Origin of the sequence: Streptomyces sp. V2I9, from assembly GCF_030817475.1 — a bacterium.
In the GTDB taxonomy this organism is placed as follows: Bacteria; Actinomycetota; Actinomycetes; order Streptomycetales; family Streptomycetaceae; genus Streptomyces.
Window position 1 is genome coordinate 4968075 of sequence record NZ_JAUSZJ010000002.1, and the last position, 26822, is coordinate 4994896.

Sequence of the window (26822 nt, forward strand, 5' to 3'; positions counted from 1 at the left end):
CTCACCCACGAGGCCGAGGCGCGTGGACCACCACGGCAGGGGGCGGACGGGCACAGCAGCAGTGACGAGGGAGACGCGTGAGCGAGCAGAACAGGAGCACGGGCCGCATACGCGGTACCGGCACCCGACGGAGGAAGCCGTCCCGACGGCACCGCGCCAAGACCCTCGCGGCCTGGGCGGCGGCCGGGGCCGTGGTGGTCGGCGGCGCAGGGCTCGGATACGCGTACCTCGCGCTCGACGGCAACCTCTCCAGCATCGACATCGACGCCAAGCTCGGCGCCGACCGCCCCGACGACGTGGACGACGGCTCGCAGGACATCCTGGTGTTGGGCTCCGACTCGCGCTCCGGCGACAACGGGAAGTACGGGCGGGACGAAGGCGCGGCGCGCTCGGACACGGCGATGGTCCTCCACGTCGCCAAGGGCCACCGGTCCGCGAGCGTCGTCTCCATACCGCGCGACACCCTGATGGAGCGCCCCGCCTGCGAGAGCGACACCACCGGCGCCCTGGTCCCTGCCGCGCACCGGGCGATGTTCAACACCGCCTACGAGGTCGGCGGGCCCGCCTGCGCGGTCAAGACGGTCGAGGCGATGTCCGGCATCCGCATGGACCACTACCTCGAAGTCGACTTCACCGGATTCACGAAGCTCATCGACGAACTCGGCGGCGTCGAGGTCACCACGAAGACCGCGATCGCCGACTCCAGGAGCCACCTGAACCTGGAGCCCGGCACCCACACCCTGAACGGCGAGGAGTCCCTCGGCCTCGTGCGGACCCGCAAGAGTGTCGGCGACGGCAGCGACCTGGGACGCATCCAGCTCCAGCAGGCGTTCGTCAAGGCGCTGATGGACCGGACGAAGAGCGTCGGGGTGTTCTCCAGCCCCAAGAAGCTCTACGGGCTCGCGGACGCCGCGACCAGGGCCGTCACCACCGACTCCGGGCTCGGCTCGGTCAAGAAGCTCACCGGCTTCGCCAACGGCCTCAAGGGGCTGAACGCGAAGAACGTCCACATGGTGACCCTGCCCGTCGAGTACGACCCGGCCGATCCGAACCGGGTGCTGCCGCAGGAGAAGGCCGGCCGGCAGGTCTGGGCCGCCCTCCAGCGGGACCGGCCGATCCCCGCCTCCGCCACCGAGGATTCCGCGGGCGACAAGGGCGACGCGTCGAAGGTCGTCCGGTAGCCCACCCGTCACCGCGGGTGCACGGCCGGTACCGGGAATACCTGGCGCCCGCCCCCGGTTTTGGGAGATACGGCCGGTCCTGGCAGACTGGTACGTCGGCCCCGGTTCACGGCCGCGCAATCCGCGCGGACGACCCGGAGCCCTCCCGAAACTAGGAGACACCTTGAAGCGCGACATCCACCCCGAGTACGTCGAGACGCAGGTCAGCTGCACCTGCGGTGCGTCGTTCACCACCCGGAGCACCATCGACAACGGCACCATCCGTGCCGACGTCTGCTCCGAGTGCCACCCGTTCTACACGGGCAAGCAGAAGATCCTCGACACCGGCGGCCGCGTGGCCCGCTTCGAGGCCCGCTTCGGCAAGGCTGCCGGCTCCGCCAGCAAGTAGCGAGCCACTGCGCCGGTTCCCGGCGCCCTCTTCCCAGGGGGCGTCGGAACCGGCGTTTTTGCCGGTCGGGCGCCCAGGGGAGCCCCTCCGGGACGCCCCACCGGGCCGTACGCCCTCCACAGCAGGCCCGCAGCCGCGAAACAAACCAGGAGCCCCCGCATGTTCGAGGCGGTCGAGGAACTGATCGGTGAGCACGCCGATCTCGAGAAGAAGCTCGCCGACCCGTCGGTCCACGCCGACCAGGCGAACGCGCGCAAGCTGAACAAGCGCTACGCGGAGCTGACCCCGATCGTCTCCACGTACCGGGCCTGGAAGCAGACGGGCGAGGACATCGTGACCGCCCGCGAGTTCGCCGCGGACGACCCCGACTTCGCCGCCGAGGTCAAGGTGCTGGAGAAGCAGCGCGAGGAGATCACGGAGAAGCTCCGGCTCCTCCTCGTCCCGCGCGACCCCAGCGACGACAAGGACGTGCTCCTGGAGATCAAGGCGGGCGCCGGCGGCGACGAGTCCGCCCTGTTCGCGGGCGACCTGCTGCGCATGTACCTCCGCTACGCCGAGCGCGTCGGCTGGAAGACCGAGATCATCGACTCCACCGAGTCCGAGCTCGGCGGCTACAAGGACGTCCAGGTCGCCGTGAAGACCAAGGGCGGCAACGGCGCCACCGAGCCCGGCCAGGGCGTCTGGGCCCGGATGAAGTACGAGGGAGGCGTGCACCGCGTGCAGCGCGTGCCCTCCACCGAGTCCCAGGGCCGTATCCACACCTCCGCCGCGGGCGTGCTCGTCACCCCCGAGGCCGAGGAGGTCGACGTCGAGATCCACGCCAACGACCTGCGCATCGACGTCTACCGCTCCTCCGGCCCCGGCGGGCAGTCCGTCAACACGACCGACTCCGCCGTCCGCATCACGCACCTGCCGACCGGCGTCGTCGCCTCCTGCCAGAACGAGAAGAGTCAGCTCCAGAACAAGGAGCAGGCCATGCGCATCCTGCGCTCCCGGCTGCTGGCCGCCGCCCAGGAAGCCGCCGAGCAGGAGGCCTCCGACGCCCGCCGCAGCCAGGTCCGCACGGTCGACCGCTCCGAGAAGATCCGGACGTACAACTTCCCGGAAAACCGCATCTCGGACCACCGCGTCGGCTTCAAGGCGTACAACTTGGACCAGGTGCTCGACGGAGAGCTCGACGCCGTCATCCAGGCCTGCGTCGACGCCGACTCGGCCGCCAAGCTCGCCAACGCGTAAGCGACCGCCCGCCCCGCACACCCGTAACCCGTACGGAGAACCGCGATGAACCTGCTGCTCGCCGAGGTGGCCCAGGCCACCCAGCGGCTGGCCGACGCCGGTGTCCCCTCACCGCGATTCGACGCCGAGGAACTCGCGGCCTTCGTCCACGGGGTGAAGCGGGGCGCGCTGCACACGGTGCCCGACAGCGACTTCGACGCCCGGTACTGGGAGACGATCGCCCGCCGCGAGGCCCGCGAACCCCTCCAGCACATCACCGGCCGCGCCTTCTTCCGGTACCTGGAGCTCCAGGTCGGACCCGGTGTCTTCGTGCCCCGGCCCGAGACCGAGTCGGTCGTCGGCTGGGCCATAGACGCGGTGCGCGCGATGGACGTCGTCGAGCCCGTCGTCGTCGACCTGTGCACCGGATCGGGTGCCATCGCGCTCGCCATGGCGCAGGAGGTCCCCCGGTCGCGGGTGCACGCCGTGGAGCTCTCCGAGGACGCCCTGCGGTGGACGCGGAAGAACGCCGAGGGGTCCAGGGTCACCGTCCACAAGGGAGACGCCCTGAGCGCCCTCCCGGAGCTCGACGGCCAGGTCGACCTGGTCATCTCCAACCCGCCGTACATCCCCCTCACCGAATGGGAGTACGTCGCCCCCGAGGCCCGCGACCACGACCCGGAGATGGCCCTCTTCTCCGGCGAGGACGGCCTCGACACCATCCGCGGCATCGAACGCACCGCCCACCGGCTGCTGCGGCCCGGCGGCCTCGTCGTCATCGAGCACGCCGACACCCAGGGCGGCCAGGTCCCGTGGATCTTCACCGAGGAGCGGGGCTGGGCGGACGCCGCCGACCACCCCGACCTCAACAACCGCCCCCGGTTCGCCACCGCCCGCAAGGCCATGCCGTGACCGGCCCCCGGCACCACCACCCGCACCCGTACCAGCTCCAGGAGGCCGGCTGATGGCTCGGCGATACGACTGCAACGACGCCACCGACCGGACCACGGGCCTGCGCGAGGCCGCGTCGGCCGTCCGCCGGGGCGAACTGGTCGTGCTGCCCACCGACACCGTGTACGGGATCGGTGCGGACGCCTTCACCGCGGAGGCCGTGGCGGACCTGCTGGACGCCAAGGGCCGTGGCCGCACCATGCCCACCCCCGTCCTCATCGGCTCCCCGAACACCCTCCACGGCCTGGTCACCGACTTCTCCGAGGAGGCGTGGGAGCTCGTCGACGCCTTCTGGCCCGGCGCCCTCACCCTCGTCGCCCGGCACCAGCCCTCCCTCCAGTGGGACCTCGGCGACACCCGCGGCACCGTCGCCATCCGGATGCCGCTGCACCCGGTCGCCATCGAGCTGCTGACCGAGGTCGGCCCGATGGCGGTCTCCAGCGCCAATCTCACCGGACACCCCGCCCCGGAGGACTGCGACGCCGCCCAGGGCATGCTCGGCGACTCCGTCTCCGTCTACCTCGACGGCGGCCCGACGCCCGGCATCGTGCCGTCCTCGATCGTCGACGTCACCGGTGCCGTCCCGGTCCTGCTGCGCGCCGGCGCCCTCTCCGCGGAGGAGCTGCGCAAGGTGGTCCCCGACCTCGAGGTGGCCAATTGACCGCCCCCGAGGGGCGTGGCATAGCGGGGCGGACCGACACCTTCCGCATCCTCCACGTCAGCACCGGCAACGTCTGCCGCTCACCGATCACCGAGCGGTTGACCCGCCATGCCCTGGTGGGCCGCCTCGGCGACCCCCTCAGCGGCGGCCTCATCGTGGAGAGCGCGGGCACCTGGGGCCACGAGGGCGCGCCCATGGAGGCCAACGCCGAGGTCGTCCTCGCCGACTTCGGCGCGGACGCCACCGGCTTCGTCGGCCGGGAGCTGCTGGACGAGCACGTCATCCGCGCCGACCTGGTCCTCACCGCCACCCGCGACCACCGGGCCCAGGTCATCTCCATGGGCCACTCCGCGGGCCTGCGCACCTTCACCCTCAAGGAGTTCACCCGGCTGGTCCGGGCGATAGACCCGGCCACCCTGCCCGACCCGCGTGACGAGGGCGTCGTCGAACGCGCCCGCGCCCTGGTGCGCGCCGCCGCCGCGCTGCGCGGCTGGCTGCTGGCCCCGACCGCCGAGGCGGACGAGGTCTACGACCCCTACGGCGCCCCCATCACGTTCTTCCGCTCCATCGGCGACGAGATCAACCAGGCGCTCGACCCGGTCGTCACGGCGCTCACCGGCGTACACGCCCCGCACTGAGCGGCGTACGCGCCGGGCCCGCGTGCGCACCGGTGCGCCGACCGGCGTACGGGGCCCCGGGACAGCGGGCACGCCGTCCCGCCCCGGCCTACATTGGAGCTGAGCCGGTCCCCCCGCCGGCGCACCCGCCTCCAGGCCCGGAGCCGCACCATGCCGGTCACCTCTCCCGCCGCACCCGCTTCCGCGCCGTCCGCGCCCGACGCCCTGCCCCAGGACTTCGGCGCGCTGCTCCGCGAGGACCCGGAGATCGCCGGGGTGCTGCTCGCGGAGCGGGACCGGCAGGCGGGCACCCTCCAGCTGATCGCCGCCGAGAACTTCGCCTCGCCCGCCGTCCTCGCGGCCCTCGGCTCCCCGCTCGCCAACAAGTACGCCGAGGGGTATCCGGGCGCCCGCCACCACGGCGGCTGCGAGCACGCGGACGCCGCCGAACGCGTCGCCGTCCGCCGGGCCAAGGCCCTCTTCGGCGCCGAACACGCCAACGTCCAGCCGCACTCCGGATCCTCCGCCGTCCTCGCCGCCTACGCCGCTCTGCTGCGCCCCGGCGACACCGTGCTGGCGATGGGGCTCCCGTACGGGGGACACCTCACCCACGGGGCGCCGGGCAACTTCTCCGGCCGCTGGTTCGACTTCGCCGGCTACGGGACCGATCCCACGAGCGGGCTGATCGACTACACCCGGCTCCGCGCCCTGGCCCGCGCCCGTCGGCCCAAGGCCATCGTCTGCGGCTCCATCTCCTATCCCCGCCACCCCGACTACGCCCTCTTCCGGGAGATCGCCGACGAGGCCGGCGCGTATCTGATCGTGGACGCGGCCCACCCGATGGGGCTGATCGCCGGGGGAGCGGCGCCGAACCCGGTCCCGTACGCCGACGTGGTCTGCGCCACCACGCACAAGGTGCTGCGCGGACCGCGCGGCGGCCTGATCCTGTGCGGCGCGGAGCTGGCCGAGCGGATCGACCGGGCGGTGTTCCCGTTCACCCAGGGCGGCGCCCAGATGCACACGGTGGCGGCGAAGGCCGTCGCGTTCGGGGAGGCGGCCACCCCCGCGTACACGGGCTACGCCCACCAGGTCGTCGCGCACGCCCGGGTCCTCGCCGCGGGTCTGGAGGCGGAGGGGTTCGAGGTGACCACGGGCGGCACGGACACCCACCTCGTGGTCGCGGACCCGGCCCCGCTCGGCGTCGACGGCCGTACCGCGCGCGAGCGGCTGGCGGCGGCCGGCGTGGTCCTGGACACCTGCGCCCTGCCGTACGGGGAGGGCCGGGGCATCCGGCTGGGCACGGCGGCCGTCACCACGCAGGGGATGGACGAGGGGGACATGGCCCGGATCGCGGCCCTGTCGGGGGCGGCCGTACGGCGGTCCGGCGACGCGGGCGCGATCGCTGCCGAGGTCCGGGAGCTGGTCGCCCGCCATCCCCCGTACCGCGGGTAGGGGAGTCCTCCGGGCCCCTCGGTGGCGGAGGCCGCGCCGTCCGGAGCGGAGGGCTCCGCCGTGTCCGGGGCACACGAAGCCTGTGCAACCATCACCCGTAGCCTGGAGTCCTTGTTCCAGAGACTAGGGTGTGGGTTTTGGATGGTCGGCGAGTTCTGTGGGGCAGCCTGTGCGTGATTACCTGCTGACGCTCTGTGTCACGGCGGCGGTGACCTATCTGCTGACCGGACCGGTGCGGAAGTTCGCCATCGCGGTCGGGGCGATGCCCGCGATCCGCGCGCGCGACGTCCACCGGGAGCCGACACCTCGGCTCGGCGGGATCGCGATGTTCGGCGGACTGTGCGCGGGGCTGATCGTCGCGGACCACCTCTTCAACCTGAAGGGCGTCTTCGAACTCTCCGACGAACCCAGGGCGTTGCTCTCCGGCGCCGCCCTGATCTGGCTGATCGGCGTCCTCGACGACAAGTTCGAGATCGACGCCCTGATCAAGCTCGGCGGCCAGATGATCGCCGCCGCCGTCATGGTGATCCAGGGGCTCACGATCCTGTGGCTGCCGATCCCCGGCGTCGGCACGGTCGCGCTCACCCAGTGGCAGGGCACGCTGCTCACGGTGGCGCTGGTCGTCATCACGATCAACGCGGTCAACTTCGTCGACGGCCTGGACGGGCTGGCGGCGGGCATGGTGTGCATCGCCTCGGCCGCGTTCTTCCTGTACGCCTACCGGCTCTGGATGGGGTACGGCATCGAGGCGGCGGCCCCGGCGACGCTGTTCGCGGCGATCCTGATGGGCATGTGCCTCGGCTTCCTGCCGCACAACATGCACCCCGCGCGGATCTTCATGGGCGACTCGGGTTCGATGCTGATCGGCCTGGTGCTGGCGGCGGGGGCGATCTCGATCACGGGCCAGGTCGACCCGGACAACATGAAGCTCTTCGAGGGCAGCGAGCGCGGGGCCACCCACGCGATGCTCCCGGTCTTCATCCCGCTGGTGCTGCCGCTGACGATCATCGCGATCCCGGCCGCCGACCTGGTGCTGGCCATCGTCCGGCGTACCTGGAACGGCCAGTCGCCGTTCGCCGCCGACCGGGGCCACCTGCACCACCGGCTGCTGGAGATCGGCCACTCGCACAGCCGGGCCGTGCTGATCATGTACTTCTGGTCGGCCCTGATCGCCTTCGGCACCGTCGGCTACTCGGTGCACGCCGCCTCCTCGTGGATCGTGTTCGTGATCATGACGGCCAGCGCTGCGGGCCTGATCCTGCTGCTGATGCCCCGGTTCACCCCGCGCGCCCCGCACTGGGCCAACCGCTTCGTGCCGCCGCGCTACCGCCGGCCGACGGAGGAGGCTTCGGCCGCCGCGTACGAGGAGAAGCCGGCGGCCGCGGACTCCGGGGCCCAACAGGACCCGCCGGGCGCTCAGATGGGCGAGGAGGGCGCCGAACGGGCCCCTGTGGCGGTCGGGGTGTCCGGCGTCAACGGGGCTACCGCGATCGGCTCCCGTTCGCGCTTCTCCGATCGCCGTTCCGCCGACTCCTCACGTTGACGTTTCGGAACTGTCGGTGCATTACCAGACATCGTGCCGACTTGTCGTGCACACACGCGCGGGGTAGCCCTCATGTGTGACAGTTGGCACACCTTTGAGGTAAAGGCCTCATCAAATAGTTTGTGATACCGTTCACGAGACCCGGCGAAGAGCCGAAGGGCCCTGGTAGGACGGTCCATCGGCTCGAAACTCCGCCTCGCGGACCGGGCCTACGCTCGTCCATGACGACGCCCCATTCCTCCCTCAGACCAGTGGAGCTGCCGCCATGCAGTCCGACATGCGCGAAGTACTGCGCATCGCCACCCCCACCGCCGCGGTGGGAGCCATCGCCACGCTCGTCGGCGGGCTCGTCGTCGGCGGCAAGGGGGCGATCGGCGCCGTCGTGGGCTGCGTGGTGGTCATTCTCTTCATGGCCCTCGGGCAGCTGGCGTTGCAGTGGGTCGCCAAGTCGATGCCGCACCTCTTCCAGGGCATGGGGCTGCTGGTCTACTCGGTCCAGCTGGTGCTCCTGCTCGGCCTCATCATGGCCATCAGGAACACCTCTCTCTTCGACCTCCAGGTCTTCGCCCTCACGCTGGTCGTCTCGGTGATCACGTGGATCGTCACGCAGACCGTGCTGCACGCCAGGAGCAAGACCCTGTACGTCGATCCCGAGGCGGAGAGCCGGAACACCCCGGGCGGAACCGAGGGGAAGCATGACCAGTAGGGCCGGGATAAAGCCCTGTTCGACATGCTGCTATCGTCCGGTCTCGGTTGCGGTACTGCGGGCGCGGACAACACGGCTGTCGCCTGATACATCGCGAGGCTTCGGGCCCGGCCGCCGCCTCCTCACCGTAAGAACCAGTCCGGTGCCGACCTGCGGCTGCCAGCCGCTCCGATACAACGAGGTAGCCGTATCCATGCGCCATGCAGAAGGAGCTCCTGGTGACTGCTGACGCCCAGACGCTCGCCTTCGAGGTTGACTGCCACCTGTTCCAGGGCTCGTGCGGATTCCCAGCCCCGAGCGCGTGGTCGTTCATCTTCGACCCGATCTTCTCGATCGGTCCGGTCGAGTTCAACAAGCCGATGCTGCTCGCGATCATCGGGACGTTCGCCATCCTGGCGCTGTTCTGGGCCGGCTTCTCCAAGCCCAAGGTCGTTCCCGGCAAGCTGCAGATGATCGCCGAGACGCTCTACGACTTCGTCCACCGGGGCATCGCCAAGGAGATCATCGGCAAGAAGGGCGAGCCCTTCGTCCCGCTGCTGGTGTCGCTGTTCTTCTTCGTCTGGATGCTGAACCTCTGGGCGATCATCCCGATCGCGCAGTTCCCGGTGAGCTCGCTCATCGCGTATCCGGTCGGACTGGCGCTGCTCGTCTGGGCCGTCTACATGACGGTGACCTTCCGCACCAACGGCTTCGTCGGCGGCATCCGCAACCTGTGCGTACCGAGCGGCCTGCCCAAGCCGATCTACGTGATCCTGACGCCGATCGAGTTCGTCTCGAACATCTTCGTGCGCCCCTTCACGCTGGCGGTCCGACTCTTCGCGAACATGTTCGCCGGTCACATCCTGATCCTGGTCTTCACCATTGCGACCTGGTACATGCTCGGCACCGTGCTCGGCACCGTCTACGCCACCGCGTCGTTCGCCGTGACGCTGGCCCTGACCGTCTTCGAGATGTTCATCCAGGCGCTCCAGGCCTACGTGTTCACCGTGCTGACCGCCACGTACTTGTCCCAGGCGCTCGAAGAAGCGCACTGAGGACACCCGGGCCACCACCCGGACACCCCCTAGAACGTCCGGTGGACGCAATCTCCACCGGCCAATCAAGAGAAGGAATCACAGATCCATGTCTGAGACTCTCGCAGCCGTTGTGGGCAACGTCGGCACCATCGGTTACGGCCTCGCGGCGATCGGCCCCGGCGTCGGCATCGGCATCATCTTCGGTAACGGTGTGCAGGCCATCGCCCGTCAGCCCGAGGCTGCCGGCCTGATCCGCCAGAACATGCTTCTCGGCTTCGCGGTCATCGAGGCCCTGGCCCTGATCGGCTTCGTCGCCCCCTTCATCTACCCGAAGTAGTCCAGGCGACCTGACGATACGTTTTCGACGAAAGGTCCACCATGTTGCACTTGGCAGCTGAGGAGCCGCAGTCACCGCTGCTGCCGGTCTGGCCCGAGATTGTCATCGGCCTGATCTGCTTCAGCATTGTCTTCTTCGTCTTCTACAAGAAGCTCCTCCCGGCCATCAACAAGGCCCTGGACGAGCGTCGCGAGGCGATCGAAGGTGGTATCGAGAAGGCAGAAGCGGCTCAGACCGAGGCGCAGAGCGTTCTCGAGCAGTACAAGGCCCAGCTGGCGGAGGCCCGCCACGAGGCCGCTCGTCTGCGCCAGGAGGCGCAGGAGCAGGGTGCCGTCATCATCCAGGAGATGAAGGCGGAGGGTCAGCGGCAGCGCGAGGAGATCATCGCCGCAGGCCACACCCAGATCGAGGCCGACCGCAAGGCCGCTGCCTCGGCGCTGCGTCAGGACGTGGGCAAGCTCGCCACCGACCTGGCCGGCAAGCTCGTCGGCGAGTCCCTCCAGGACCACGCCCGGCAGAGCGGCACCGTCGACCGTTTCCTCGACGAGCTCGAGGCGAAGGCCGAGGCGGCCCGATGAACGGCGCGAGCCGCGAAGCCCTGGCTGCCGCACGCGAGCGTCTCGACGCGCTGACCGACAACACGTCGGTCGACGCGGCGAAGCTCGCCGGGGAGCTGGCCTCGGTCACCGCGCTGCTCGACCGCGAAGTATCCCTGCGCCGGGTTCTCACCGACCCGGCCCAGAGCGGCGAGAGCAAGGCCGAGCTGGCCGCACGGCTGCTCGGTGGACAGGTCGGCGGCGAGACCGTCGACCTGGTCTCCGGACTCGTCCGGTCCCGCTGGTCGCGCTCGCGCGACCTGGTGGACTCGATCGAGGAGCTGGCGAACACGGCCGACCTCACCGCGGCCCAGCGTGGCGGGCGCCTCGACGACGTCGAGGACGAGCTGTTCCGGTTCGGCCGGATCGTCGGCTCCGACATGGAGCTGCGCTCCGCGCTGACCAGCCGTACGGCCACGGCCTCGGCCAAGAGCGAGCTGCTGCGCAGCCTGCTCGGCGGCAAGGCCCAGCCGGTCACCGAGCGGATCATCGTCCGCCTCGTGACCCAGCCGCGTGGACGTAGCCTGGAGGCGGGGCTGGACGCGCTGTCCAAGCTCGCCGCCGAGCGCCGCAACCGCACGGTCGCCGTCGTCACCTCGGCGGTGCCGCTCAGCGACCGGCAGAAGCAGCGCCTCGGCGCCGCTCTGGCGAAGCTGTACGGCCGGGAGATGCACCTGAACCTGGACGTGGACCCCTCGGTCCTCGGCGGGGTCTCGGTGCGCGTCGGTGACGAGGTCATCAACGGCACCGTCGCGGAGCGCCTCGAAGAGGCGACCCCGGCGCATGGCCGGCTGACCCGGCGCAGAAGAACAAGCAAGACCAGCGGCCCGGTTGGGCCGTGCAGAAACTGCAGAAGATTCCTGGGGGTCGGCCCCCAGACCCCCTTAAGAAACTTCGGGCCCAACAAGGAGAGCAGGGAACCCAGATGGCGGAGCTCACGATCCGGCCGGAGGAGATCCGGGACGCACTGGATAACTTTGTCCAGTCGTACCAGCCGGACGCGGCCTCGCGCGAGGAGGTCGGTACGGTCAGCGTTGCCGGCGACGGCATCGCGAAGGTGGAGGGTCTTCCCTCCGCCATGGCGAACGAGCTGCTGAAGTTCGAGGACGGCACCCTCGGTCTCGCCCTCAACCTCGAGGAGCGCGAGATCGGTGCGATCGTCCTCGGCGAGTTCAGCGGTATCGAGGAGGGCCAGCCGGTGCAGCGCACCGGTGAGGTGCTCTCCGTCGGCGTCGGCGAGGGTTACCTCGGCCGCGTCGTCGACCCGCTCGGCAACCCGATCGACGGTCTCGGCGAGATCGCGACCGACAGCCGCCGCGCCCTCGAGCTGCAGGCCCCTGGCGTCATGGTCCGCAAGTCGGTGCACGAGCCGATGCAGACCGGCTACAAGGCCGTCGACGCCATGGTGCCGATCGGCCGCGGCCAGCGTCAGCTGATCATCGGCGACCGTCAGACGGGTAAGACCGCGCTGGCCGTCGACACGATCATCAACCAGCGCGACAACTGGCGCTCGGGCGACGTGAACAAGCAGGTGCGCTGCATCTACGTCGCCATCGGTCAGAAGGGTTCCACCATCGCCTCCGTGCGTGGTGCGCTCGAAGAGGCCGGTGCGCTGGAGTACACGACCATCGTCGCCGCCCCGGCGTCCGACCCGGCCGGCTTCAAGTACCTGGCGCCGTACACCGGTTCGGCCATCGGCCAGCACTGGATGTACCAGGGCAAGCACGTCCTGATCATCTTCGACGACCTGTCGAAGCAGGCCGACGCCTACCGCGCCGTGTCCCTGCTGCTGCGCCGCCCGCCGGGCCGCGAGGCCTACCCGGGTGACGTCTTCTACCTGCACTCGCGTCTGCTGGAGCGTTGCGCCAAGCTCTCCGACGAGATGGGCGCCGGTTCGATGACGGGCCTCCCGATCGTCGAGACCAAGGCGAACGACGTGTCGGCGTTCATCCCGACCAACGTCATCTCCATCACCGACGGCCAGTGCTTCCTGGAGTCCGACCTGTTCAACGCGGGTCAGCGTCCGGCGCTCAACGTCGGTATCTCGGTCTCCCGTGTCGGTGGCTCCGCCCAGCACAAGGCCATGAAGCAGGTCTCCGGCCGGCTTCGCGTGGACCTCGCCCAGTACCGCGAGCTGGAGGCGTTCGCCGCCTTCGGTTCCGACCTGGACGCGGCCTCGAAGGCCTCGCTGGAGCGCGGCAAGCGCATGGTCGAGCTGCTGAAGCAGCCGCAGTACGCCCCGTTCCCGATGGAGGAGCAGGTCGTCTCGGTCTGGGCCGGCACCACGGGCAAGATGGACGACGTCCCGGTCGAGGACATCCGTCGCTTCGAGGCCGAGCTGCTGGAGTTCCTGCGCCGCGAGCGCAAGGACCTCCTGACCAGCATCGCCGAGGGCGGCAAGATGTCCGACGACACGCTGCAGTCGATCGCCGACGCGATCGCCGCCTTCAAGCAGCAGTTCGAGACCTCGGACGGCAAGCTCCTGGGCGAGGGCTGATCGATGGGCGCTCAGCTTCGCGTTTACAAGCGCCGCATCCAAGCCGTCACCGCGACCAAGAAGATCACCAAGGCGATGGAGATGATCGCCGCCTCGCGCATCGTCAAGGCGCAGCGCAAGGTGGCGGCGTCCCAGCCGTACGCGACCGAGCTCACCCGTGCGGTGACCGCGGTCGCGACCGGATCCGACGCCAACCACCCGCTCACCACCGAGGTCGAGAACCCCGTCCGCGCCGCGGTCCTGCTCATCACGAGCGACCGCGGTCTGGCCGGCGGCTACTCCTCCAACGCCATCAAGGCCGCGGAGCGACTGCGGGAGCGCCTTGCCTCCGAGGGCAAGGAGGTCGACACGTACATCGTCGGCCGCAAGGGTGTCGCGTACTACGGCTTCCGCGAGCGCAAGGTCGTCGAGTCCTGGACCGGCTTCACCGACAACCCGGCGTACTCCGATGCCAAGCGCATCGCCGCCCCGTTGATCGCGGCCATCCAGCAGGACGCGGCCGAGGGCGGCGTCGACGAGCTGCACATCGTCTTCACGGAATTCGTGTCGATGATGACGCAGAACGCGGTCGACGCCCGGATGCTGCCGCTCTCGCTCGACGAGGTGGCCGAGGAGAGCACCCGCAAGGGTGAGATCCTTCCGCTGTTCGACTTCGAGCCGTCGGCCGAGGACGTCCTCGACGCCCTTCTGCCGCGCTACGTCGAGAGCCGTATCTACAACGCACTGCTGCAGGCGGCGGCCTCCGAGCACGCCGCCCGCCGCCGCGCGATGAAGTCGGCCACCGACAACGCCGGGGACCTCATCAAGAGCCTGTCCCGGCTTGCCAACGCGGCCCGCCAGGCCGAAATCACCCAGGAAATCAGCGAGATCGTCGGCGGCGCCAGCGCACTGGCCGACGCGACCGCGGGGAGTGACAAGTAATGACGACGACAGTTGAGACGGCCGCTGCCACGGGCCGCGTCGCCCGGGTCATCGGCCCGGTCGTCGACGTGGAATTCCCCGTCGACGCGATGCCGGAGATCTACAACGCCCTTCACGTCGAGGTCGCCGACCCGGCCGAGGACGGCGCTCGCAAGACGCTGACCCTGGAAGTGGCCCAGCACCTGGGCGACGGTGTGGTCCGCGCGATCTCGATGCAGCCCACCGACGGCCTGGTCCGCCAGGCCCCGGTGACCGACACGGGCGCGGGCATCACCGTCCCCGTCGGTGACATCACCAAGGGCAAGGTGTTCAACACCCTCGGTCAGATCCTGAACGAGCCGGCCGCCGAGGCGCAGATCACCGAGCGCTGGCCGATCCACCGCAAGGCTCCGGCCTTCGACCAGCTCGAGTCGAAGACCGAGATGTTCGAGACCGGCCTGAAGGTCGTCGACCTGCTGACCCCGTACGTCAAGGGCGGCAAGATCGGTCTGTTCGGTGGTGCGGGCGTCGGCAAGACGGTCCTCATCCAGGAAATGATCATGCGTGTGGCGAAGCTGCACGACGGTGTGTCGGTGTTCGCCGGTGTCGGTGAGCGCACCCGTGAGGGCAACGACCTCATCGACGAGATGACCGAGTCGGGCGTTCTGGACAAGACCGCGCTCGTCTTCGGCCAGATGGACGAGCCGCCGGGGACGCGTCTGCGCGTGGCCCTGTCCGCCCTGACCATGGCGGAGTACTTCCGCGATGTGCAGAAGCAGGACGTGCTGCTCTTCATCGACAACATCTTCCGCTTCACGCAGGCCGGGTCCGAGGTCTCCACGCTGCTCGGCCGCATGCCGTCCGCGGTGGGTTACCAGCCGACCCTGGCCGACGAGATGGGTGTGCTCCAGGAGCGCATCACCTCGACGCGTGGTCACTCGATCACCTCGATGCAGGCGATCTACGTCCCCGCGGACGACCTGACCGACCCGGCCCCGGCCACCACGTTCGCCCACCTCGACGCGACGACGGTGCTCTCCCGTCCGATCTCGGAGAAGGGCATCTACCCGGCCGTGGACCCGCTGGACTCCACGTCCCGCATCCTGGACCCGCGCTACATCTCCCAGGACCACTACGCCGCGGCCAGCCGCGTCAAGGGAATCCTGCAGAAGTACAAGGACCTCCAGGACATCATCGCGATCCTCGGTATCGACGAACTGGGCGAGGAGGACAAGCTCGTCGTCCACCGTGCCCGCCGCGTCGAGCGCTTCCTGTCGCAGAACACCCACGCCGCCAAGCAGTTCACCGGCCTGGACGGTTCGGACGTTCCGCTCGACGAGTCGATCGCCGCGTTCAACGCGATCTGCGACGGGGACTACGACCACTTCCCCGAGCAGGCGTTCTTCATGTGCGGTGGCCTGGAAGACCTCAAGGCCAAGGCCAAGGAGCTCGGCGTCTCCTGAGCCTCCGGCTCACCGAGGGGGGTGGGTGTGTCCCGCCCCCCTCACCACGCCCCGTAGAATTGACCCAACACCCGGCCGGTCGGCCGGGTGGTGACCCGAGGAGCCACCCTTGGCTGCTGAGCTGCATGTCGAGCTGGTCGCCGCGGACCGAAGTGTCTGGTCCGGCGAGGCCACCCTGGTCGTCGCGCGCACCACGTCCGGCGACATCGGCGTCATGCCCGGTCACCAGCCGCTTCTGGGTGTGCTGGAATCGGGCCCGGTGACGATCCGCACGAGTGAGGGCGGCACCGTCATCGCCGCCGTGCACGGCGGATTCATCTCGTTCGCGGACGACAAGCTGTCGCTGCTGGCCGAGATCGCCGAGCTGGCCGACGAGATCGACGTCGAGCGGGCCCAGCGTGCGCTGGAGCTCGCGAAGTCGGACGCGGACGCCGCCGCCCAGCGGCGCGCCGATGTACGACTGCGTGCGGTGGCGGTGCGCTAGCACCCCCACTGACAGATGTTTTTACTCAGCCGCGGCCCGAGCTGGAGCGATCCAGCCGAGTCGCGGCTGAGGCGATGCAGGTGCACTACGGTTTCGGTGTTGGTTACTCGACGATGCGAGGAGGTCGGTGGAAATGGTCCTCGCGTTGTGGGTGGGCTTGTCCGTCGTGGTCCTGATCCTGCTGGGGCTGTTCGTCTTCGGCCTGCGCCGGCGGCTGATCCAGCGGTCCGGCGGGACCTTCGACTGCAGTCTGCGCTGGGATGTGTCCGAGGAACCGGACGCCCTCGGCAAAGGCTGGGTGTACGGGGTCGCGCGCTACAGCGGTGACCGCGTCGACTGGTTCCGCGTCTTCTCCTACGCTCCTCGCCCCCGCCGGGGCCTGGAGCGTTCTGCTATCGAGGTGGTCGGCCGCCGGCTGCCCGAGGGCGAGGAGGAGCTGGCGCTCCTGTCCGACTCCGTCGTGCTCGGCTGCCTCCACCGGGGGACGCGCCTGGAGCTGGCGATGAGCGAGGACGCCCTGACCGGCTTCCTGGCCTGGCTGGAGGCGGCGCCGCCCGGCCAGCGGGTCAACGTGGCCTGAGAAGAAACGGGCCCGCTGGAAGGGGGTCCCCCCCCGGGATCACGTCCGGGGGCGGGCCGACGTGGCCTGAGGAACCAGCAGGTCTCCACGCCTGCGGTCGGTACCCCGGACGGCGTTCCGGGGGCGGGACCGAGGGGCCGGTGGTGGAGCCCGTACGCGGACCGTACGCCCCCGCCGGGCGGGACCCTGCGTGCGGGTACGTGCGCGTGCGCGCACAGCGAAAAGCCGGGGAGACGGGGGGCGGACCCGTCTCCCCGGCGCTTTTCCGGGTTGGTGCGGTACTGCTCTACGGCGTGGGGATTACTTCAGACCGTTGTTGATCGCGGTCACCAGTTCGCCGTTGGTGGTGTCCCCCGAGAACTCCCAGAAGAACGCGCCACCCAGGCCCTGGTTCTTCGCCCAGGTCATCTTCGAGCCGATGGTGGCCGGGGTGTCGTAGCTCCACCAGTTGGTGCCGCAGTGGGCGTACGCGGTGCCGGCGATGGTGCCGGTGGTCGGGCAGGAGCTCTTGAGGACCTTGTAGTCCTCGATGCCCGCCTCGTACGTGCCCGGAGCCGCGCCGGTCGCCGTGCCGCCGGGGGCGGCCTGGGTGACGCCGGTCCAGCCGCGGCCGTAGAAGCCGATGCCGAGGAGCAGCTTCTTGGCCGGGACGCCCTGGGCCTTGAGCTTGGCGATGGCGTCGGCGGAGGTGAAGCCCTGCTGCGGGATGCCGACGTAGGAGGTCAGCGGCGAGTGCGGGGCCGTCGGGCCCTTGGCCGCCCAGGCGCCGAAGAAGTCGTACGTCATCACGTTGTACCAGTCCATGGACTGGGCGGCGCCCGCGTAGTCGGTGGCGTCGATCTTGCCGCCGGCCGAGGCGTCCGCGGTGATGGCGGCGGTGACCAGGTTCTTCGAGCCGAACTTCGCGCGGGTGGCGTCGGAGAGCTTCTTCAGCGCACCCGGACCGCTGGTGTCACAGGTCAGACCGCAGGCGTTGGGGTACTCCCAGTCGAGGTCGATGCCGTCGAAGACATCGGCCCAGCGGGGGTCCTCCACCAGGTCGTAGCAGGACTGGGCGAAGGCGGCGGGGTTCTGCGCGGCCTGGGGGAAGCCGCCGGACCAGGTCCAGCCGCCGAACGACCAGAGGACCTTGATGTGCGGGTACTTGGCCTTCAGCTTGCGCAGCTGGTTGAAGTTGCCGCGCAGCGGCTGGTCCCAGGTGTCGGCGACGCCGTCGACGGACTGGTCGGCGGTGTACGCCTTGTCGTAGTCGGCGTACGAGTCGCCGATGGTGCACTTGCCGTTCTGCACGTTGCCGAAGGCGTAGTTGATGTGCGTGATCTTCGCGGCCGAGCCGGACGTCACCAGGTTCTTCACGTGGTAGTTGCGTCCGTAGACGCCCCAGTTGGTGAAGTAGCCCAGGTTGATCTTGTCGCCGCCGGGCTGCTCGCCGCCACCGCCGGTGGTGCGCACGGAGACGGAGCCGGAGACCGGGCCGGTCTGGTCGGCGGTGTCCCTGGCCTGCACGGCGTAGGAGTAGTCGGTGCCCGCGGTCAGACCGGTGTTGGTGTAGGTGGTACCGGTGACCGTGGCGACCTTCGCGCCGTCGCGCAGCACGTCGTAGTTCTTGACGCCCTTGTCGTCGGTGGCCGCGCTCCAGCTGAGCTTCACCGAGGTGTCGGTGACGTCGCTGGTGGTGGGGGTGCCGGGGGCCGAGGGCGGGTTGTCACCGGGGACGTTGGGCCCGCCGTCGCAGGAGGCGCCGTTCAGCTTGCAGCCGGTGGGGGAGCCGGAGCCGGTGCCGTTGAAGCCGAAGCTGACGCTGGCGCCGGGCGCCACCGTCCCGTTCCAGGAGAGGTTCTTGGCGGTGTAGTGGTCGCCGCTCCTGGTGAGGCCGGCGTCCCAGGCGGAGCCCGCCGCGGTGCCGGAGGGGAAGTCCCACTCGATGGTCCAGGAGGAGAGCGCGGTGGTGCCGGTGTTCTTCACCGTCCACTGGCCCTCGAAGCCGCTGCCCCAGTCGGACTTCTTGGTGTACGTGGCGGTGGCCGAGGTGGCCGCCGACGCGGGGGAGGCGAGGCCCACCATCGCGGCCAGCGGCACGACCAGCGCGGTCAGGCCCGCCACGACCTTGGACCTGCCACTGCGGACAGGTATCCATCTGAGTCGGGAACGGCGTTGGGGGGATTCAGTGCTCAACGGTGCTCCTCGGGTGAGGTCCAGCAAACGGGGGTGATTCGTGGACTGCAAACCCTGCGCCGCCCTGAGTACGGGTGCCCTCGTACTCACCGCAGTGTGTGACGAGGACAGTAGGAAGGTCTGGACCAATCGTCAAGAGGTCTGGACCAAGGATCGGGGGCCCGTTCAGATCCCCAACTCCTGTGCCAGAACCGCCGCCTGAACCCGGCTGCGCAGTTCCAGCTTGCCCAGCAACCTGCTGACGTGCGTCTTCACCGTGGCCTCCGCCATCGAGAGCCGCACCGCGATCTCCGCGTTGGACAGCCCTTCGCCCAGGCACCCCAGCACCTCGCGCTCGCGCCGGGTGAGCACCTCCAGCACCGCCGGATCGGCCGTGCTCCGCTCGCGCCCGGCTCCCGTTCCCGTCCCGGCTCCGGCTCCGGCTCCGGCTCCGGCTCCGGCTCCGGCTCCGGCTCCGGCGAACTCCGCGATCAGACGGCGGGTCACGGCCGGGGCGATCACCCCCTCCCCGTGCGCCACCGTCCGTACGGCCTCCAGCAGGTCGCGGGCTTCGGCGTTCTTGAGCAGGAAGCCGGATGCGCCCGCGCGCAGCGCCCCGAAGACGTACTCGTCCAGATCGAACGTGGTCAGCACCAGGACGTCCGCGAGCTGCTCCGCGACCACCTGCCGGGTCGCCGACACCCCGTCCAGGCGCGGCATCCGCACATCCATCAGCACCAGGTCCGGACGGAGTTCACGGGCGAGCCGCACCGCCGCCTCACCGTCCCCGGCCTCCCCGACCACCGCGATGTCCGGCGCGCTGGACAGGATCAGCACCAGCCCCGCGCGGACCGCCGCCTGGTCCTCCGCGACCAGCACCCGGATCGTCATTCCGTCGTCCTCTCCGCCACGGGCAGTTCGGCCCGCACCCGCCAGGTCCTCGTCCCGTCACCGTCCGGCTCGGGCCCCGCGCCGATCGTCCCGCCGAGCAGTGCCACCCGCTCCCGCATGCCCACGAGACCCGCGCCCGAGCCGGGCGCCGTGGGGCCGGTGCGGCTGCCGAACACACTGGTCACCTCGACCGTCAGCAGTGCCTCGGTCCGGTCGAGCCGCACCGTCACCGGACCCGGCGCGGCGTGTTTGAGAGCGTTGGTCAGGGACTCCTGCACGATCCGGTACGCGGCCAGCTCGACCGGCGTGGGCAGCGGGTCGGCCTGCGGACCCCGGCCGTCCTCCAGGACGCAGACCAGCCCGCCGGAGGCCCCGTTGGCGTTCGTCTGCTCCACCAGCGCGTCCAGGGCCGCGAGGGTCGGGGCCGTCGCCGGGGCGTCGTCCTCGCCGCGCTCCCGCAGCAGGCCGATCAGCCGGCGCATCTCGGCGAGTCCCTCGACGCTGTTCTCCCGGATGACCTTCAGGGCGCTCCGGGAGGTCTCCGGGTCGTCGATGGACAGCGCCGCGGTGGAGTGGATGGCCACGGCGGAGAGGTGGCCCGCCACCATGTCGTGGAGCTCCCGCGCCATCCGGGCCCGCTCGGCGGCCACCGCCTGGGTGCGGTCCATCTCGGCGAGCCGCGCGGTCTGGGCGGCGGCCAGCCGGGCGGCGTCGGCGGCGGTACGGTGGCTGCGCACGCTGACCCCGGTGAGGGCGGGGACGAAGGTGACCAGCCCGACGACCAGGCCGATCAGCAGCGCCTCGGGCCTGCGGAACCAGGCCAGGAAGCCGATCGTGGACGCGACGGTGATCAGGAGCGTGGCCACCGGGAGGCGGCGGGCGGCGGGCGGGGGCCCGTACAGCACGGCCGCGTACATGACGTCCGTGAACATCAGGGCGGTGGCGAGGCTGCCGCGCGTGAACTGGTCCGCGACCAGCGCGAGCGCGCCGACCGTCAGGGCCGTGCGCGGTGCGGTGCGGCGCATCAGTTCGGCCGAGGCCATGGCACTCAGCGGTACGAGGGTCGCCCAGGGTGCGGAGAAGGGGTGGCCGCCCCGGGTGTGCAGGCCGAGCAGCCACAGGAGCAGCCCGCCCAGCAGCCCGGCGGCGGCGAGGGCCACCGCGTCGCGGTCGGGGCGGATGGAGGGGGACACCCCTCCATCCAACACGCACGGCCGCCCCCGGTCCTCCCGTCGCGGGCCGATCCCCGACTACATCGAAGGATGCAGTCCCGTTTCGTCACTGACGACGACGCCGCCCCGCCCGCCGGCCGGAATGCTGGAGGGGAACGGGAGGAGAGTGACGGTGATCGCGCTACTGATCGTGTTCTGCGAGGTCGCGTTCTGGGTGCTGCTGGCCGCCGGCCTGGCGCTGCGGTACGTCGCGCGCCGGCCGAGGCTGGGCGCGGCGGTGCTGCTGTGCGAGCCGCTGCTGGAGGTCGTCCTGCTCGTGGTGACGGCGATCGACCTGAGGAACGGGGCCGACCCGGACTGGAAGCACGGCCTGGCCGCCGTCTACATCGGCTTCACGGTGGCCCTGGGCCGCTCCACCATCGCGTGGGTGGACGCGCGGGTCGCGCACCGCTGGTTCGGTGGCCCGCCGCCGGTGAAGCCGCCGAAGTACGGCATGGCCCGTGCCGCCCACGAGTGGCGCACCGCCGCCCGCTGGATCCTGGCCGCGGTGATCGCGGCGGGCCTGCTCGAGGCGGCCGTCCGGTACGTCGGCTCCGGCGGGGACGTCGGTTCGCTGCGGATGTGGCAGCAGAAGATGGGGTGGGTGATCGGCCTCAACCTGATCATCGCCGTCGGCTACACGGTGTTCCCGAAGCAGGACCCGCACCGGGGCGACCGGGAGGCGGGGGACCGGAGCCACCGGGCTGGGGAGCGGGGGCCCTACCAGCGGTAGGGCCGGCCCCGGTCCGCGGATCTCAGCGCTCGCCGCCCGGCACCCACAGCACGTCCCCGACCTCTTTGTTCGCGCTGCGCGCCAGGATGAACAGGAGGTCGGAGAGGCGGTTGAGATAGGTGGCGGTGAGGGCGTTCATCGCCTCCCCGTGCACCTCCAGCGCGGCCCAGGTGGACCGCTCGGCGCGCCGGACCACCGTGCAGGCCTGGTGCAGCAGGGCCGCGCCCGGAGTGCCGCCCGGCAGGATGAAACTGCGCAGCTTCTCCAGGTCCTCCAGGAAGCGGTCGCAGTCCGCCTCCAGCTTGTCGATGTAGGACTGCTCGACCCGCAGCGGCGGGTACTTCGGGGCCTCGACCACCGGGGTGGACAGGTCCGCGCCCACGTCGAAGAGGTCGTTCTGGACACGGACGAGGACCTTCACCAGCGCGTCGGGGAGCTGCCCCAGCGCGATGGCGGTCCCGATCACCGCGTTGGCCTCGTTGGCGTCCGCGTACGCCGCGATCCGCAGATCGGTCTTGGCGGTGCGGCTCATGTCGCCGAGGGCCGTGGTGCCCCGGTCGCCGGTCCGGGTGTAGATGCGCGTCAGATTGACCATGGGGCCAGCGTAGTTACGCTCCGGCCCGCCGGACGCCCCGTGTGCCCACCGTCACGGCCGCACGGGCGGCACCGCGTCCGTCAGGGCCCTGCGGAGCCTCCCCCCGACGCCCTCGGCGTGCTCGACGGGACCGGGGGCGCCCGGCGGACAGGCCCTCAACTACGCGCGGCGCGGGACCGCGTGGCGCGTCCCGGTGTGATGTCCGTCATCTGAGACGTGACGCGCATCTCTTCACCGCCCCAGCGCGCCCGCCGGGTACTAACCTCCGCCGGAGAGTTATGTGAACCGCCGTGAACTCAAGCGCACGGGAACAGAGACCAAGGGGTGCCAACGTGGCCAGGAAGCTCGCCGTCATCGGAGCCGGACTCATGGGGTCCGGGATCGCGCAGGTCTCGGCCCGGGCGGGCTGGGACGTCGTGCTGCGGGACGTCACCGACGCCGCGCTGAACCGGGGCCGCGACGGCATCGAGGCGTCGTACGACAAGTTCGTCTCCAAGGGCAAGATGGAGGCGGCCGACGCCGAGGCCGCGCTCGCCCGCATCACCACGACCACCGACCTCGACGCGGTGGCCGACGCGGACATCGTCGTGGAGGCCGTGTTCGAGAAGCTGGAGGTCAAACACGAGATCTTCCGCGCCCTCGACAAGGTCGTCGGTGAGAACACGGTCCTGGCCTCCAACACCTCCGCCATCCCGATCACCAAGATCGCGGCCGTGACGGAGCGTCCGGAGCGCGTCGTCGGCGTGCACTTCTTCTCGCCGGTCCCGATGATGCAGCTCTGCGAGCTGGTGCGCGGCTACAAGACGAGCGACGAAACCCTCGCCACCGCACGGGAGTTCGCCGAGTCGGTCGGCAAGACCTGCATCGTCGTCAACCGTGACGTGGCGGGCTTCGTCACCACCCGGCTGATCTCGGCGCTCGTCGTCGAGGCCGCCAAGCTGTACGAGTCGGGCGTGGCGACCGCCGAGGACATCGACACCGCCTGCAAGCTGGGGTTCGGCCACGCCATGGGCCCGCTCGCCACCGCGGACCTGACCGGCGTCGACATCCTGCTGCACGCCACGAGCAACATCTACACGGAGTCGCAGGACGAGAAGTTCGCCGCCCCGGAGCTGATGCGCCGAATGGTCGACGCAGGTGACATCGGCCGCAAGAGCGGGCAGGGCTTCTACACGTACTGACCGGACCCGTCCCCCCGGCCCGCCGGCCCACCGCGGCCCAGGGCCGGGGAGCCGGGGATTCTACCCCGCGGCGACCGGTCGCCCACCAGCCGACGTCACCCCACCGAGTGAATTCGGTATCGGTTCGCTTACAGACGGCAACTTCCCTGTCGTTGCGGCAGTCAGTGGGGGAAGAGGCAAAGCCGGACGACCGAACAACAGCGCGGACCGAGCGGGCGGCCGGACCGGACAGCCGGACCGGACAGACAGACGGACCTACTACGGAGCATCACCGGGGAGCGCATATGCACATCAGGGGCGACCACGCCGAGCTGGTCGTCGGGGGCCGCCTCGACGTCCGAAGCGCGGCGGACGCCCGTACGGTCCTCCACTCGGCCGTGGACGACGGCGTCGGCGACCTCGTGCTGGACCTGACCGAGCTGGATTCCTGGGACGCCACCGGACTCGGCGTCATCATGGGGGCCCACCGCCGGGCCGGACGGGCCGGCCGCCGCCTCGTGCTGCGCGGGGTGCCCCCGCAGATGCAGCGCCTCCTGGTGGCCACCCGGCTGCACCGCATCCTGGCCATCGAGGGCGGCATCGCCGCGGAGTCGCTGCCGCGCGTCTGAGGGCGTCCGCCGGACACTCCCCGGTGCGGGCGGCGGCAGTGCCCGCCGACCTCCGCGCCCGCGGCCGCCCGCGCGCACCGCGCCGGGCACCGGGGCACGGCCGGGCGGACCGTACGCGGCGTCAGAAGTCACGCAATCCTCACCGGAACGTGACGTCCTGGACGGCGTGGCACCCCGGCGGCTCAGGGATACTGGGCCGAGGTCTAGGGTTCGGCCGTCCGCCGAATGACATCGAACCCATGGGCGGACACCGGACCGGAAGCGACAGCGGGGCGCGTGTGAGGCCGGGAGGGGCGACCGCGCACGACGCGTCTGGGGGACTTTGCGATGGACCCGACACACCGGGAAGCCGACGAGTACGGGCAGGGCCATGACGGCCCGAGCGGCGAGGGCGGCCACCGCCGGCCGCCCCGCGACTCCGGCGGCCCCGACTTCGGTCCGGGGACCCCGCAGCAGGCCCGCGTCGTCCAGCTGACCGCCGGCGACCTGCTGCTCACGGTCAACCCCGTCGACGGCAGCGAGGTCGAGGCGGTCCCGCCGGGCTCCGGCCCCGCCGCCCCGGTCCGCCGCACCCCCGCCGAGCGCGCCGACCACGAACGCGCCGGCGCACCCCCTGTGCCCGCCGGTCCGCCCGCCCCGCAGCCGCCCCTGCTGGAGCGCGAGGAGGAGCGCGAGCGCCTGGTCCGCCTGCTGGCCCGCGGCCGCAGCGTCCGCCTCACCGGCCAGCCCGGCTCCGGCCGCACCGCGCTGCTGGACGCCGTCGCCGCCGACTGCGCGGAGCTGGCCCCCGACGGGGTCGTCCGCCTGAACGGCCGCGGCCGCACCGCCACCGACCTGCTGCACGCCCTCTTCGACACCGTCTACAAGGCCCCCGGCCACCGCCCCGACCGCGACGAACTCCTCACCCACGTCCGGTCCATCGGCGCCGTCGTCACCATCGACGACCTGGAGGTCGGCGGAGCCGCCCTGGACGAACTCCTCGCCGCGACCCCCGAGTGCGCCTTCCTGCTCGCCGCCACCTCCGACGCCGCCACCCCCGGCGTCGAGGCCCACCTGGAGGAGGTGCTCCTCGCCGGACTCGGCCGGGGAGCCTCGCTGGCCCTGCTGGAGAAGGTCGTCGAGCGCCCCCTCACCGAGGAGGAGCGGAACTGGGCGGGCGACCTCTGGTTCGAGTCCGAGGGTCTGCCGCTCCGCTTCGTCCAGGCCGGCTCCCTCCTCGTCCAGCGCGACCGGCTGCGCGCCGCCCCCGAAGCCCTCGACGACGCCGACTACTTCCAGCCACGCGCGGACGACGCGCCGCCGGCCCCCCTCGCGCCCACCGAGGAAGGCGCCGACGTCCCCCTGCCGAGTCTGGGCGAGGGCGCCGCGCCCGCGCTGCTGCTCGCCTCCCGGCTCAGCGGGGCGGCCCGCGCCACCCTGCGCTTCGCCGTCGCCCTCGGCGGCGAGGTGCCCCACCAGGCCCATCTGCCGGCCCTCGTGGGCGACACCCACGCGGACGCCGCGCTCGGCGAACTGGCGGGCTGCGGCCTGCTCTCCCCGGCCGGCCCCCGCCACCGCCTCGCCGCCGGAATCCTCGCCCAACTGGCGGCGGGCGGGTACGAGGACGACGCTGCCGCCCACGCCCGTACCGCCGCCCAGCACTACGCCTGGTGGACCTCGCATCCCTCGGTCACCCCGCAGCGGGTCGTCGCCGAGGCCGACGCGATCGTGGCCGCGCTGGCCCGGCTGGTCCCCGACGCGGAGGCGGGAGCGGCCAGCGCGGCCGTCCTGCTGGCCCGCAGCGCCGCCCCGGCCTTCGCCGCGGGCCTGGCCTGGGGAGCCTGGGAGCGGACCCTCAGGATGGGCCAGGAGGCCGCCAGGATCGCCGGCGAGGTCGCCGAGGAGGCGTACTTCCACCACGAGTTGGGCGTCCTCGCGCTCTGCACCGGAAACCCGGACCGGGCCCGGACCGAGCTGGAGACCTCGATCGGGATGCGCGGCGTGCTCGCCGACAGGTCCGGTGCCGTGGCGGGGCGCCGCGCGCTCGCCCTGGTCGCGGACCGCTCCGGCGACTTCGGCCCGCCGCTCCGCACCGCCCCGGCCGACGAGGCCACCGTCGTACGCCAGGACGTGGCGGGCACGCCGCCCGCCGGGGTCGCGGGGGCGCCGCTGTTCCTCCGCAACGCCACCGAGGAGCAGCCCACCGTCATCTCCCCGCAGCCGCCGGGACCCGCCGGGCGCGGGCGGTCCGGCGGAGCCGTCGCGGGCGGCGCCCGGCGGAACCTGGCCGCCGCGGGCGCGGGCGCGCTGCTGATCGCGGTGCTCGGCACCGTCGTCACGCTCGGCGTCACCGCCGGCGACGGCGACGCGCCGGACAGCCGCAACGTCACCACCGAGCAGACGGCCACGGACGACCCGACCGACGAGGGGCCGACCTCCCGGGAGAGCGAGGGCGGCTCGGTCCCGGCGGGGGAGACCGCCGGCGGTGAGACGTCCGCGACCCCGAGCGCTTCGGACTCCGCGAGCCCCGGCGCCTCCGGTTCCCCGTCCCCGAGCGCCTCCGCGTCGGACGGCGCGACACCGGGGACGGACGAGCCGACGGACGGCGGGAGCAGCTCACCGGGCGAGCCCACGCCGACCAGGACCTCGCCCCGGCCGACCGAGACGGCGACCGGGAGCCCGAGCCCCACGCCGTCCGAGTCGGAGAGCGAGACCCCGGACCCGACGCCGACCGACGACACCCCGGCCCCGCCGCCGCCCCAGAACTCCTCGTCCGCTGCCGGACCCGTGGAGTCCGCCGGCCCTGTGGAGTCCGCCGACGCCCCGGCGGAGACCGGCGACCCCACCGAGGCGGCCGTCTGACGCAGCGGAGCCGGGCACCCG

General features: G+C 71.3%; 25 protein-coding genes and 1 pseudogene. 22 read left to right on the forward strand and 4 right to left on the reverse strand.

The genetic code is table 11. The features are described 5' to 3' along the window. Window positions 1-77 precede the first annotated feature (77 nt). From QFZ71_RS21955 to QFZ71_RS22040, 18 genes and pseudogenes are all read left to right on the forward strand, one after another. Window positions 78-1181 carry an LCP family protein gene (locus QFZ71_RS21955; RefSeq protein WP_307669879.1) on the forward strand — a complete coding sequence of 368 codons (1104 nt, stop codon included), beginning with the start codon at window positions 78-80 and terminating at the stop codon, window positions 1179-1181. A gap of 163 nt (window positions 1182-1344) precedes the next feature. Then, window positions 1345-1569 carry a 50S ribosomal protein L31 gene (gene rpmE, locus QFZ71_RS21960; RefSeq protein ID WP_003966263.1) on the forward strand — a complete coding sequence of 75 codons (225 nt, stop codon included), beginning with the start codon at window positions 1345-1347 and terminating at the stop codon, window positions 1567-1569. A gap of 159 nt (window positions 1570-1728) precedes the next feature. Continuing rightward, window positions 1729-2805, forward strand: a complete 1077-nt coding sequence (gene prfA, locus QFZ71_RS21965) for a peptide chain release factor 1 (protein WP_307669880.1) — start codon at window positions 1729-1731, stop codon at window positions 2803-2805. Window positions 2806-2850: 45 nt separating this feature from the next. Then, entirely contained in the window at window positions 2851-3696 is an 846-nt protein-coding gene (gene prmC / locus QFZ71_RS21970; RefSeq protein WP_307669881.1) for a peptide chain release factor N(5)-glutamine methyltransferase, read from the forward strand. A 52-nt stretch (window positions 3697-3748) separates the two neighbouring features. Continuing rightward, a complete protein-coding gene (locus QFZ71_RS21975) occupies window positions 3749-4396 on the forward strand; it encodes an L-threonylcarbamoyladenylate synthase (RefSeq protein WP_307669882.1) in 648 nt (215 codons plus the stop codon). Then, complete coding sequence (locus tag QFZ71_RS21980; RefSeq protein ID WP_307669883.1) at window positions 4393-5034, forward strand: protein-tyrosine-phosphatase; 642 nt, start codon at window positions 4393-4395, stop codon at window positions 5032-5034. The genes QFZ71_RS21975 and QFZ71_RS21980 overlap by 4 nt, the downstream gene beginning before the upstream one ends. 150 nt (window positions 5035-5184) lie before the next feature. After that, entirely contained in the window at window positions 5185-6465 is a 1281-nt protein-coding gene (gene glyA / locus QFZ71_RS21985; protein ID WP_307669884.1) for a serine hydroxymethyltransferase, read from the forward strand. A gap of 169 nt (window positions 6466-6634) precedes the next feature. Further along, entirely contained in the window at window positions 6635-8008 is a 1374-nt protein-coding gene (locus QFZ71_RS21990) for an MraY family glycosyltransferase (protein ID WP_307669885.1), read from the forward strand. Between the two features lie 265 nt (window positions 8009-8273). Then, window positions 8274-8714 (forward strand): hypothetical protein, encoded by a 441-nt coding sequence (locus tag QFZ71_RS21995; protein WP_307669886.1) that lies wholly within the window; start codon window positions 8274-8276, stop codon window positions 8712-8714. A gap of 200 nt (window positions 8715-8914) precedes the next feature. Then, window positions 8915-9748 carry a F0F1 ATP synthase subunit A gene (gene atpB, locus QFZ71_RS22000; protein WP_307669887.1) on the forward strand — a complete coding sequence of 278 codons (834 nt, stop codon included), beginning with the start codon at window positions 8915-8917 and terminating at the stop codon, window positions 9746-9748. A gap of 88 nt (window positions 9749-9836) precedes the next feature. Continuing rightward, window positions 9837-10067, forward strand: a complete 231-nt coding sequence (gene atpE / locus QFZ71_RS22005; protein WP_006127588.1) for an ATP synthase F0 subunit C — start codon at window positions 9837-9839, stop codon at window positions 10065-10067. Window positions 10068-10108: 41 nt separating this feature from the next. Next, window positions 10109-10645 carry a F0F1 ATP synthase subunit B gene (locus QFZ71_RS22010; RefSeq protein ID WP_006127589.1) on the forward strand — a complete coding sequence of 179 codons (537 nt, stop codon included), beginning with the start codon at window positions 10109-10111 and terminating at the stop codon, window positions 10643-10645. Then, window positions 10642-11458: pseudogene (locus tag QFZ71_RS22015) on the forward strand (F0F1 ATP synthase subunit delta). The gene QFZ71_RS22010 and the pseudogene QFZ71_RS22015 overlap by 4 nt, the downstream one beginning before the upstream one ends. Before the next feature lie 130 nt (window positions 11459-11588). Further along, on the forward strand, window positions 11589-13160 hold the full coding sequence (gene atpA / locus QFZ71_RS22020) for a F0F1 ATP synthase subunit alpha (RefSeq protein WP_030580920.1): 1572 nt from the start codon (window positions 11589-11591) through the stop codon (window positions 13158-13160). 3 nt (window positions 13161-13163) lie between these two features. After that, a complete protein-coding gene (locus QFZ71_RS22025; protein ID WP_307669888.1) occupies window positions 13164-14081 on the forward strand; it encodes a F0F1 ATP synthase subunit gamma in 918 nt (305 codons plus the stop codon). After that, complete coding sequence (gene atpD / locus QFZ71_RS22030) at window positions 14081-15523, forward strand: F0F1 ATP synthase subunit beta (protein WP_307669889.1); 1443 nt, start codon at window positions 14081-14083, stop codon at window positions 15521-15523. Before QFZ71_RS22025 ends, atpD begins: the two co-directional genes overlap by 1 nt. Before the next feature lie 109 nt (window positions 15524-15632). Further along, window positions 15633-16007, forward strand: a complete 375-nt coding sequence (locus tag QFZ71_RS22035) for a F0F1 ATP synthase subunit epsilon (RefSeq protein ID WP_073763772.1) — start codon at window positions 15633-15635, stop codon at window positions 16005-16007. 133 nt (window positions 16008-16140) lie between these two features. Beyond that, window positions 16141-16587 carry a DUF2550 domain-containing protein gene (locus tag QFZ71_RS22040; RefSeq protein WP_307669890.1) on the forward strand — a complete coding sequence of 149 codons (447 nt, stop codon included), beginning with the start codon at window positions 16141-16143 and terminating at the stop codon, window positions 16585-16587. A gap of 300 nt (window positions 16588-16887) precedes the next feature. Here QFZ71_RS22040 and QFZ71_RS22045 read toward each other — a convergent pair whose 3' ends face one another. The 3 genes from QFZ71_RS22045 to QFZ71_RS22055 all read right to left on the reverse strand — a co-directional run bounded on the left by QFZ71_RS22045 (window position 16888) and on the right by QFZ71_RS22055 (window position 20825). Continuing rightward, entirely contained in the window at window positions 16888-18762 is a 1875-nt protein-coding gene (locus tag QFZ71_RS22045) for a glycoside hydrolase family 18 chitinase (protein ID WP_307669891.1), read from the reverse strand. A gap of 165 nt (window positions 18763-18927) precedes the next feature. After that, window positions 18928-19632, reverse strand: coding sequence for a response regulator transcription factor (locus QFZ71_RS22050; RefSeq protein WP_307669892.1), 705 nt, complete (start codon window positions 19630-19632; stop codon window positions 18928-18930). Further along, window positions 19629-20825, reverse strand: a complete 1197-nt coding sequence (locus QFZ71_RS22055; protein WP_307669893.1) for a sensor histidine kinase — start codon at window positions 20823-20825, stop codon at window positions 19629-19631. Before QFZ71_RS22055 ends, QFZ71_RS22050 begins: the two co-directional genes overlap by 4 nt. Window positions 20826-20976: 151 nt before the next feature. Here QFZ71_RS22055 and QFZ71_RS22060 point away from each other — a divergent pair, with 151 nt between their 5' ends. Further along, complete coding sequence (locus QFZ71_RS22060; RefSeq protein WP_307669894.1) at window positions 20977-21576, forward strand: hypothetical protein; 600 nt, start codon at window positions 20977-20979, stop codon at window positions 21574-21576. Between the two features lie 22 nt (window positions 21577-21598). Here the strand turns inward: QFZ71_RS22060 and QFZ71_RS22065 are convergent, their stop codons facing one another. After that, on the reverse strand, window positions 21599-22171 hold the full coding sequence (locus tag QFZ71_RS22065) for a cob(I)yrinic acid a,c-diamide adenosyltransferase (protein WP_307669895.1): 573 nt from the start codon (window positions 22169-22171) through the stop codon (window positions 21599-21601). A gap of 332 nt (window positions 22172-22503) precedes the next feature. Here QFZ71_RS22065 and QFZ71_RS22070 point away from each other — a divergent pair, with 332 nt between their 5' ends. The 3 genes from QFZ71_RS22070 to QFZ71_RS22080 all read left to right on the forward strand — a co-directional run bounded on the left by QFZ71_RS22070 (window position 22504) and on the right by QFZ71_RS22080 (window position 26801). Then, window positions 22504-23352, forward strand: a complete 849-nt coding sequence (locus QFZ71_RS22070) for a 3-hydroxyacyl-CoA dehydrogenase family protein (protein ID WP_307669896.1) — start codon at window positions 22504-22506, stop codon at window positions 23350-23352. 284 nt (window positions 23353-23636) lie between these two features. Further along, entirely contained in the window at window positions 23637-23960 is a 324-nt protein-coding gene (locus QFZ71_RS22075; RefSeq protein WP_003966237.1) for an STAS domain-containing protein, read from the forward strand. 327 nt (window positions 23961-24287) lie between these two features. Next, complete coding sequence (locus tag QFZ71_RS22080; RefSeq protein WP_307669897.1) at window positions 24288-26801, forward strand: ATP-binding protein; 2514 nt, start codon at window positions 24288-24290, stop codon at window positions 26799-26801. Window positions 26802-26822: the final 21 nt, after the last annotated feature.

What these genes read in the sequence shown, in the direction of transcription:
- prmC (WP_307669881.1), top strand. Translation starts at nt 2,851, where the DNA reads ATGAACCTGCTGCTCGCCGAGGTGGCCCAGGCCACCCAGCGGCTGGCC.
- atpA (WP_030580920.1), top strand. Translation starts at nt 11,589, where the DNA reads ATGGCGGAGCTCACGATCCGGCCGGAGGAGATCCGGGACGCACTGGAT.
- QFZ71_RS21995 (WP_307669886.1), top strand. Translation starts at nt 8,274, where the DNA reads ATGCAGTCCGACATGCGCGAAGTACTGCGCATCGCCACCCCCACCGCC.
- atpE (WP_006127588.1), top strand. Translation starts at nt 9,837, where the DNA reads ATGTCTGAGACTCTCGCAGCCGTTGTGGGCAACGTCGGCACCATCGGT.
- prfA (WP_307669880.1), top strand. Translation starts at nt 1,729, where the DNA reads ATGTTCGAGGCGGTCGAGGAACTGATCGGTGAGCACGCCGATCTCGAG.
- QFZ71_RS22025 (WP_307669888.1), top strand. Translation starts at nt 13,164, where the DNA reads ATGGGCGCTCAGCTTCGCGTTTACAAGCGCCGCATCCAAGCCGTCACC.
- QFZ71_RS21975 (WP_307669882.1), top strand. Translation starts at nt 3,749, where the DNA reads ATGGCTCGGCGATACGACTGCAACGACGCCACCGACCGGACCACGGGC.
- atpD (WP_307669889.1), top strand. Translation starts at nt 14,081, where the DNA reads ATGACGACGACAGTTGAGACGGCCGCTGCCACGGGCCGCGTCGCCCGG.
- atpB (WP_307669887.1), top strand. Translation starts at nt 8,915, where the DNA reads ATGCAGAAGGAGCTCCTGGTGACTGCTGACGCCCAGACGCTCGCCTTC.
- QFZ71_RS22050 (WP_307669892.1), bottom strand. Translation starts at nt 19,632, where the DNA reads ATGACGATCCGGGTGCTGGTCGCGGAGGACCAGGCGGCGGTCCGCGCG.
- QFZ71_RS22065 (WP_307669895.1), bottom strand. Translation starts at nt 22,171, where the DNA reads ATGGTCAATCTGACGCGCATCTACACCCGGACCGGCGACCGGGGCACC.
- QFZ71_RS22040 (WP_307669890.1), top strand. Translation starts at nt 16,141, where the DNA reads ATGGTCCTCGCGTTGTGGGTGGGCTTGTCCGTCGTGGTCCTGATCCTG.
- QFZ71_RS22075 (WP_003966237.1), top strand. Translation starts at nt 23,637, where the DNA reads ATGCACATCAGGGGCGACCACGCCGAGCTGGTCGTCGGGGGCCGCCTC.
- QFZ71_RS22080 (WP_307669897.1), top strand. Translation starts at nt 24,288, where the DNA reads ATGGACCCGACACACCGGGAAGCCGACGAGTACGGGCAGGGCCATGAC.
- QFZ71_RS22010 (WP_006127589.1), top strand. Translation starts at nt 10,109, where the DNA reads ATGTTGCACTTGGCAGCTGAGGAGCCGCAGTCACCGCTGCTGCCGGTC.
- glyA (WP_307669884.1), top strand. Translation starts at nt 5,185, where the DNA reads ATGCCGGTCACCTCTCCCGCCGCACCCGCTTCCGCGCCGTCCGCGCCC.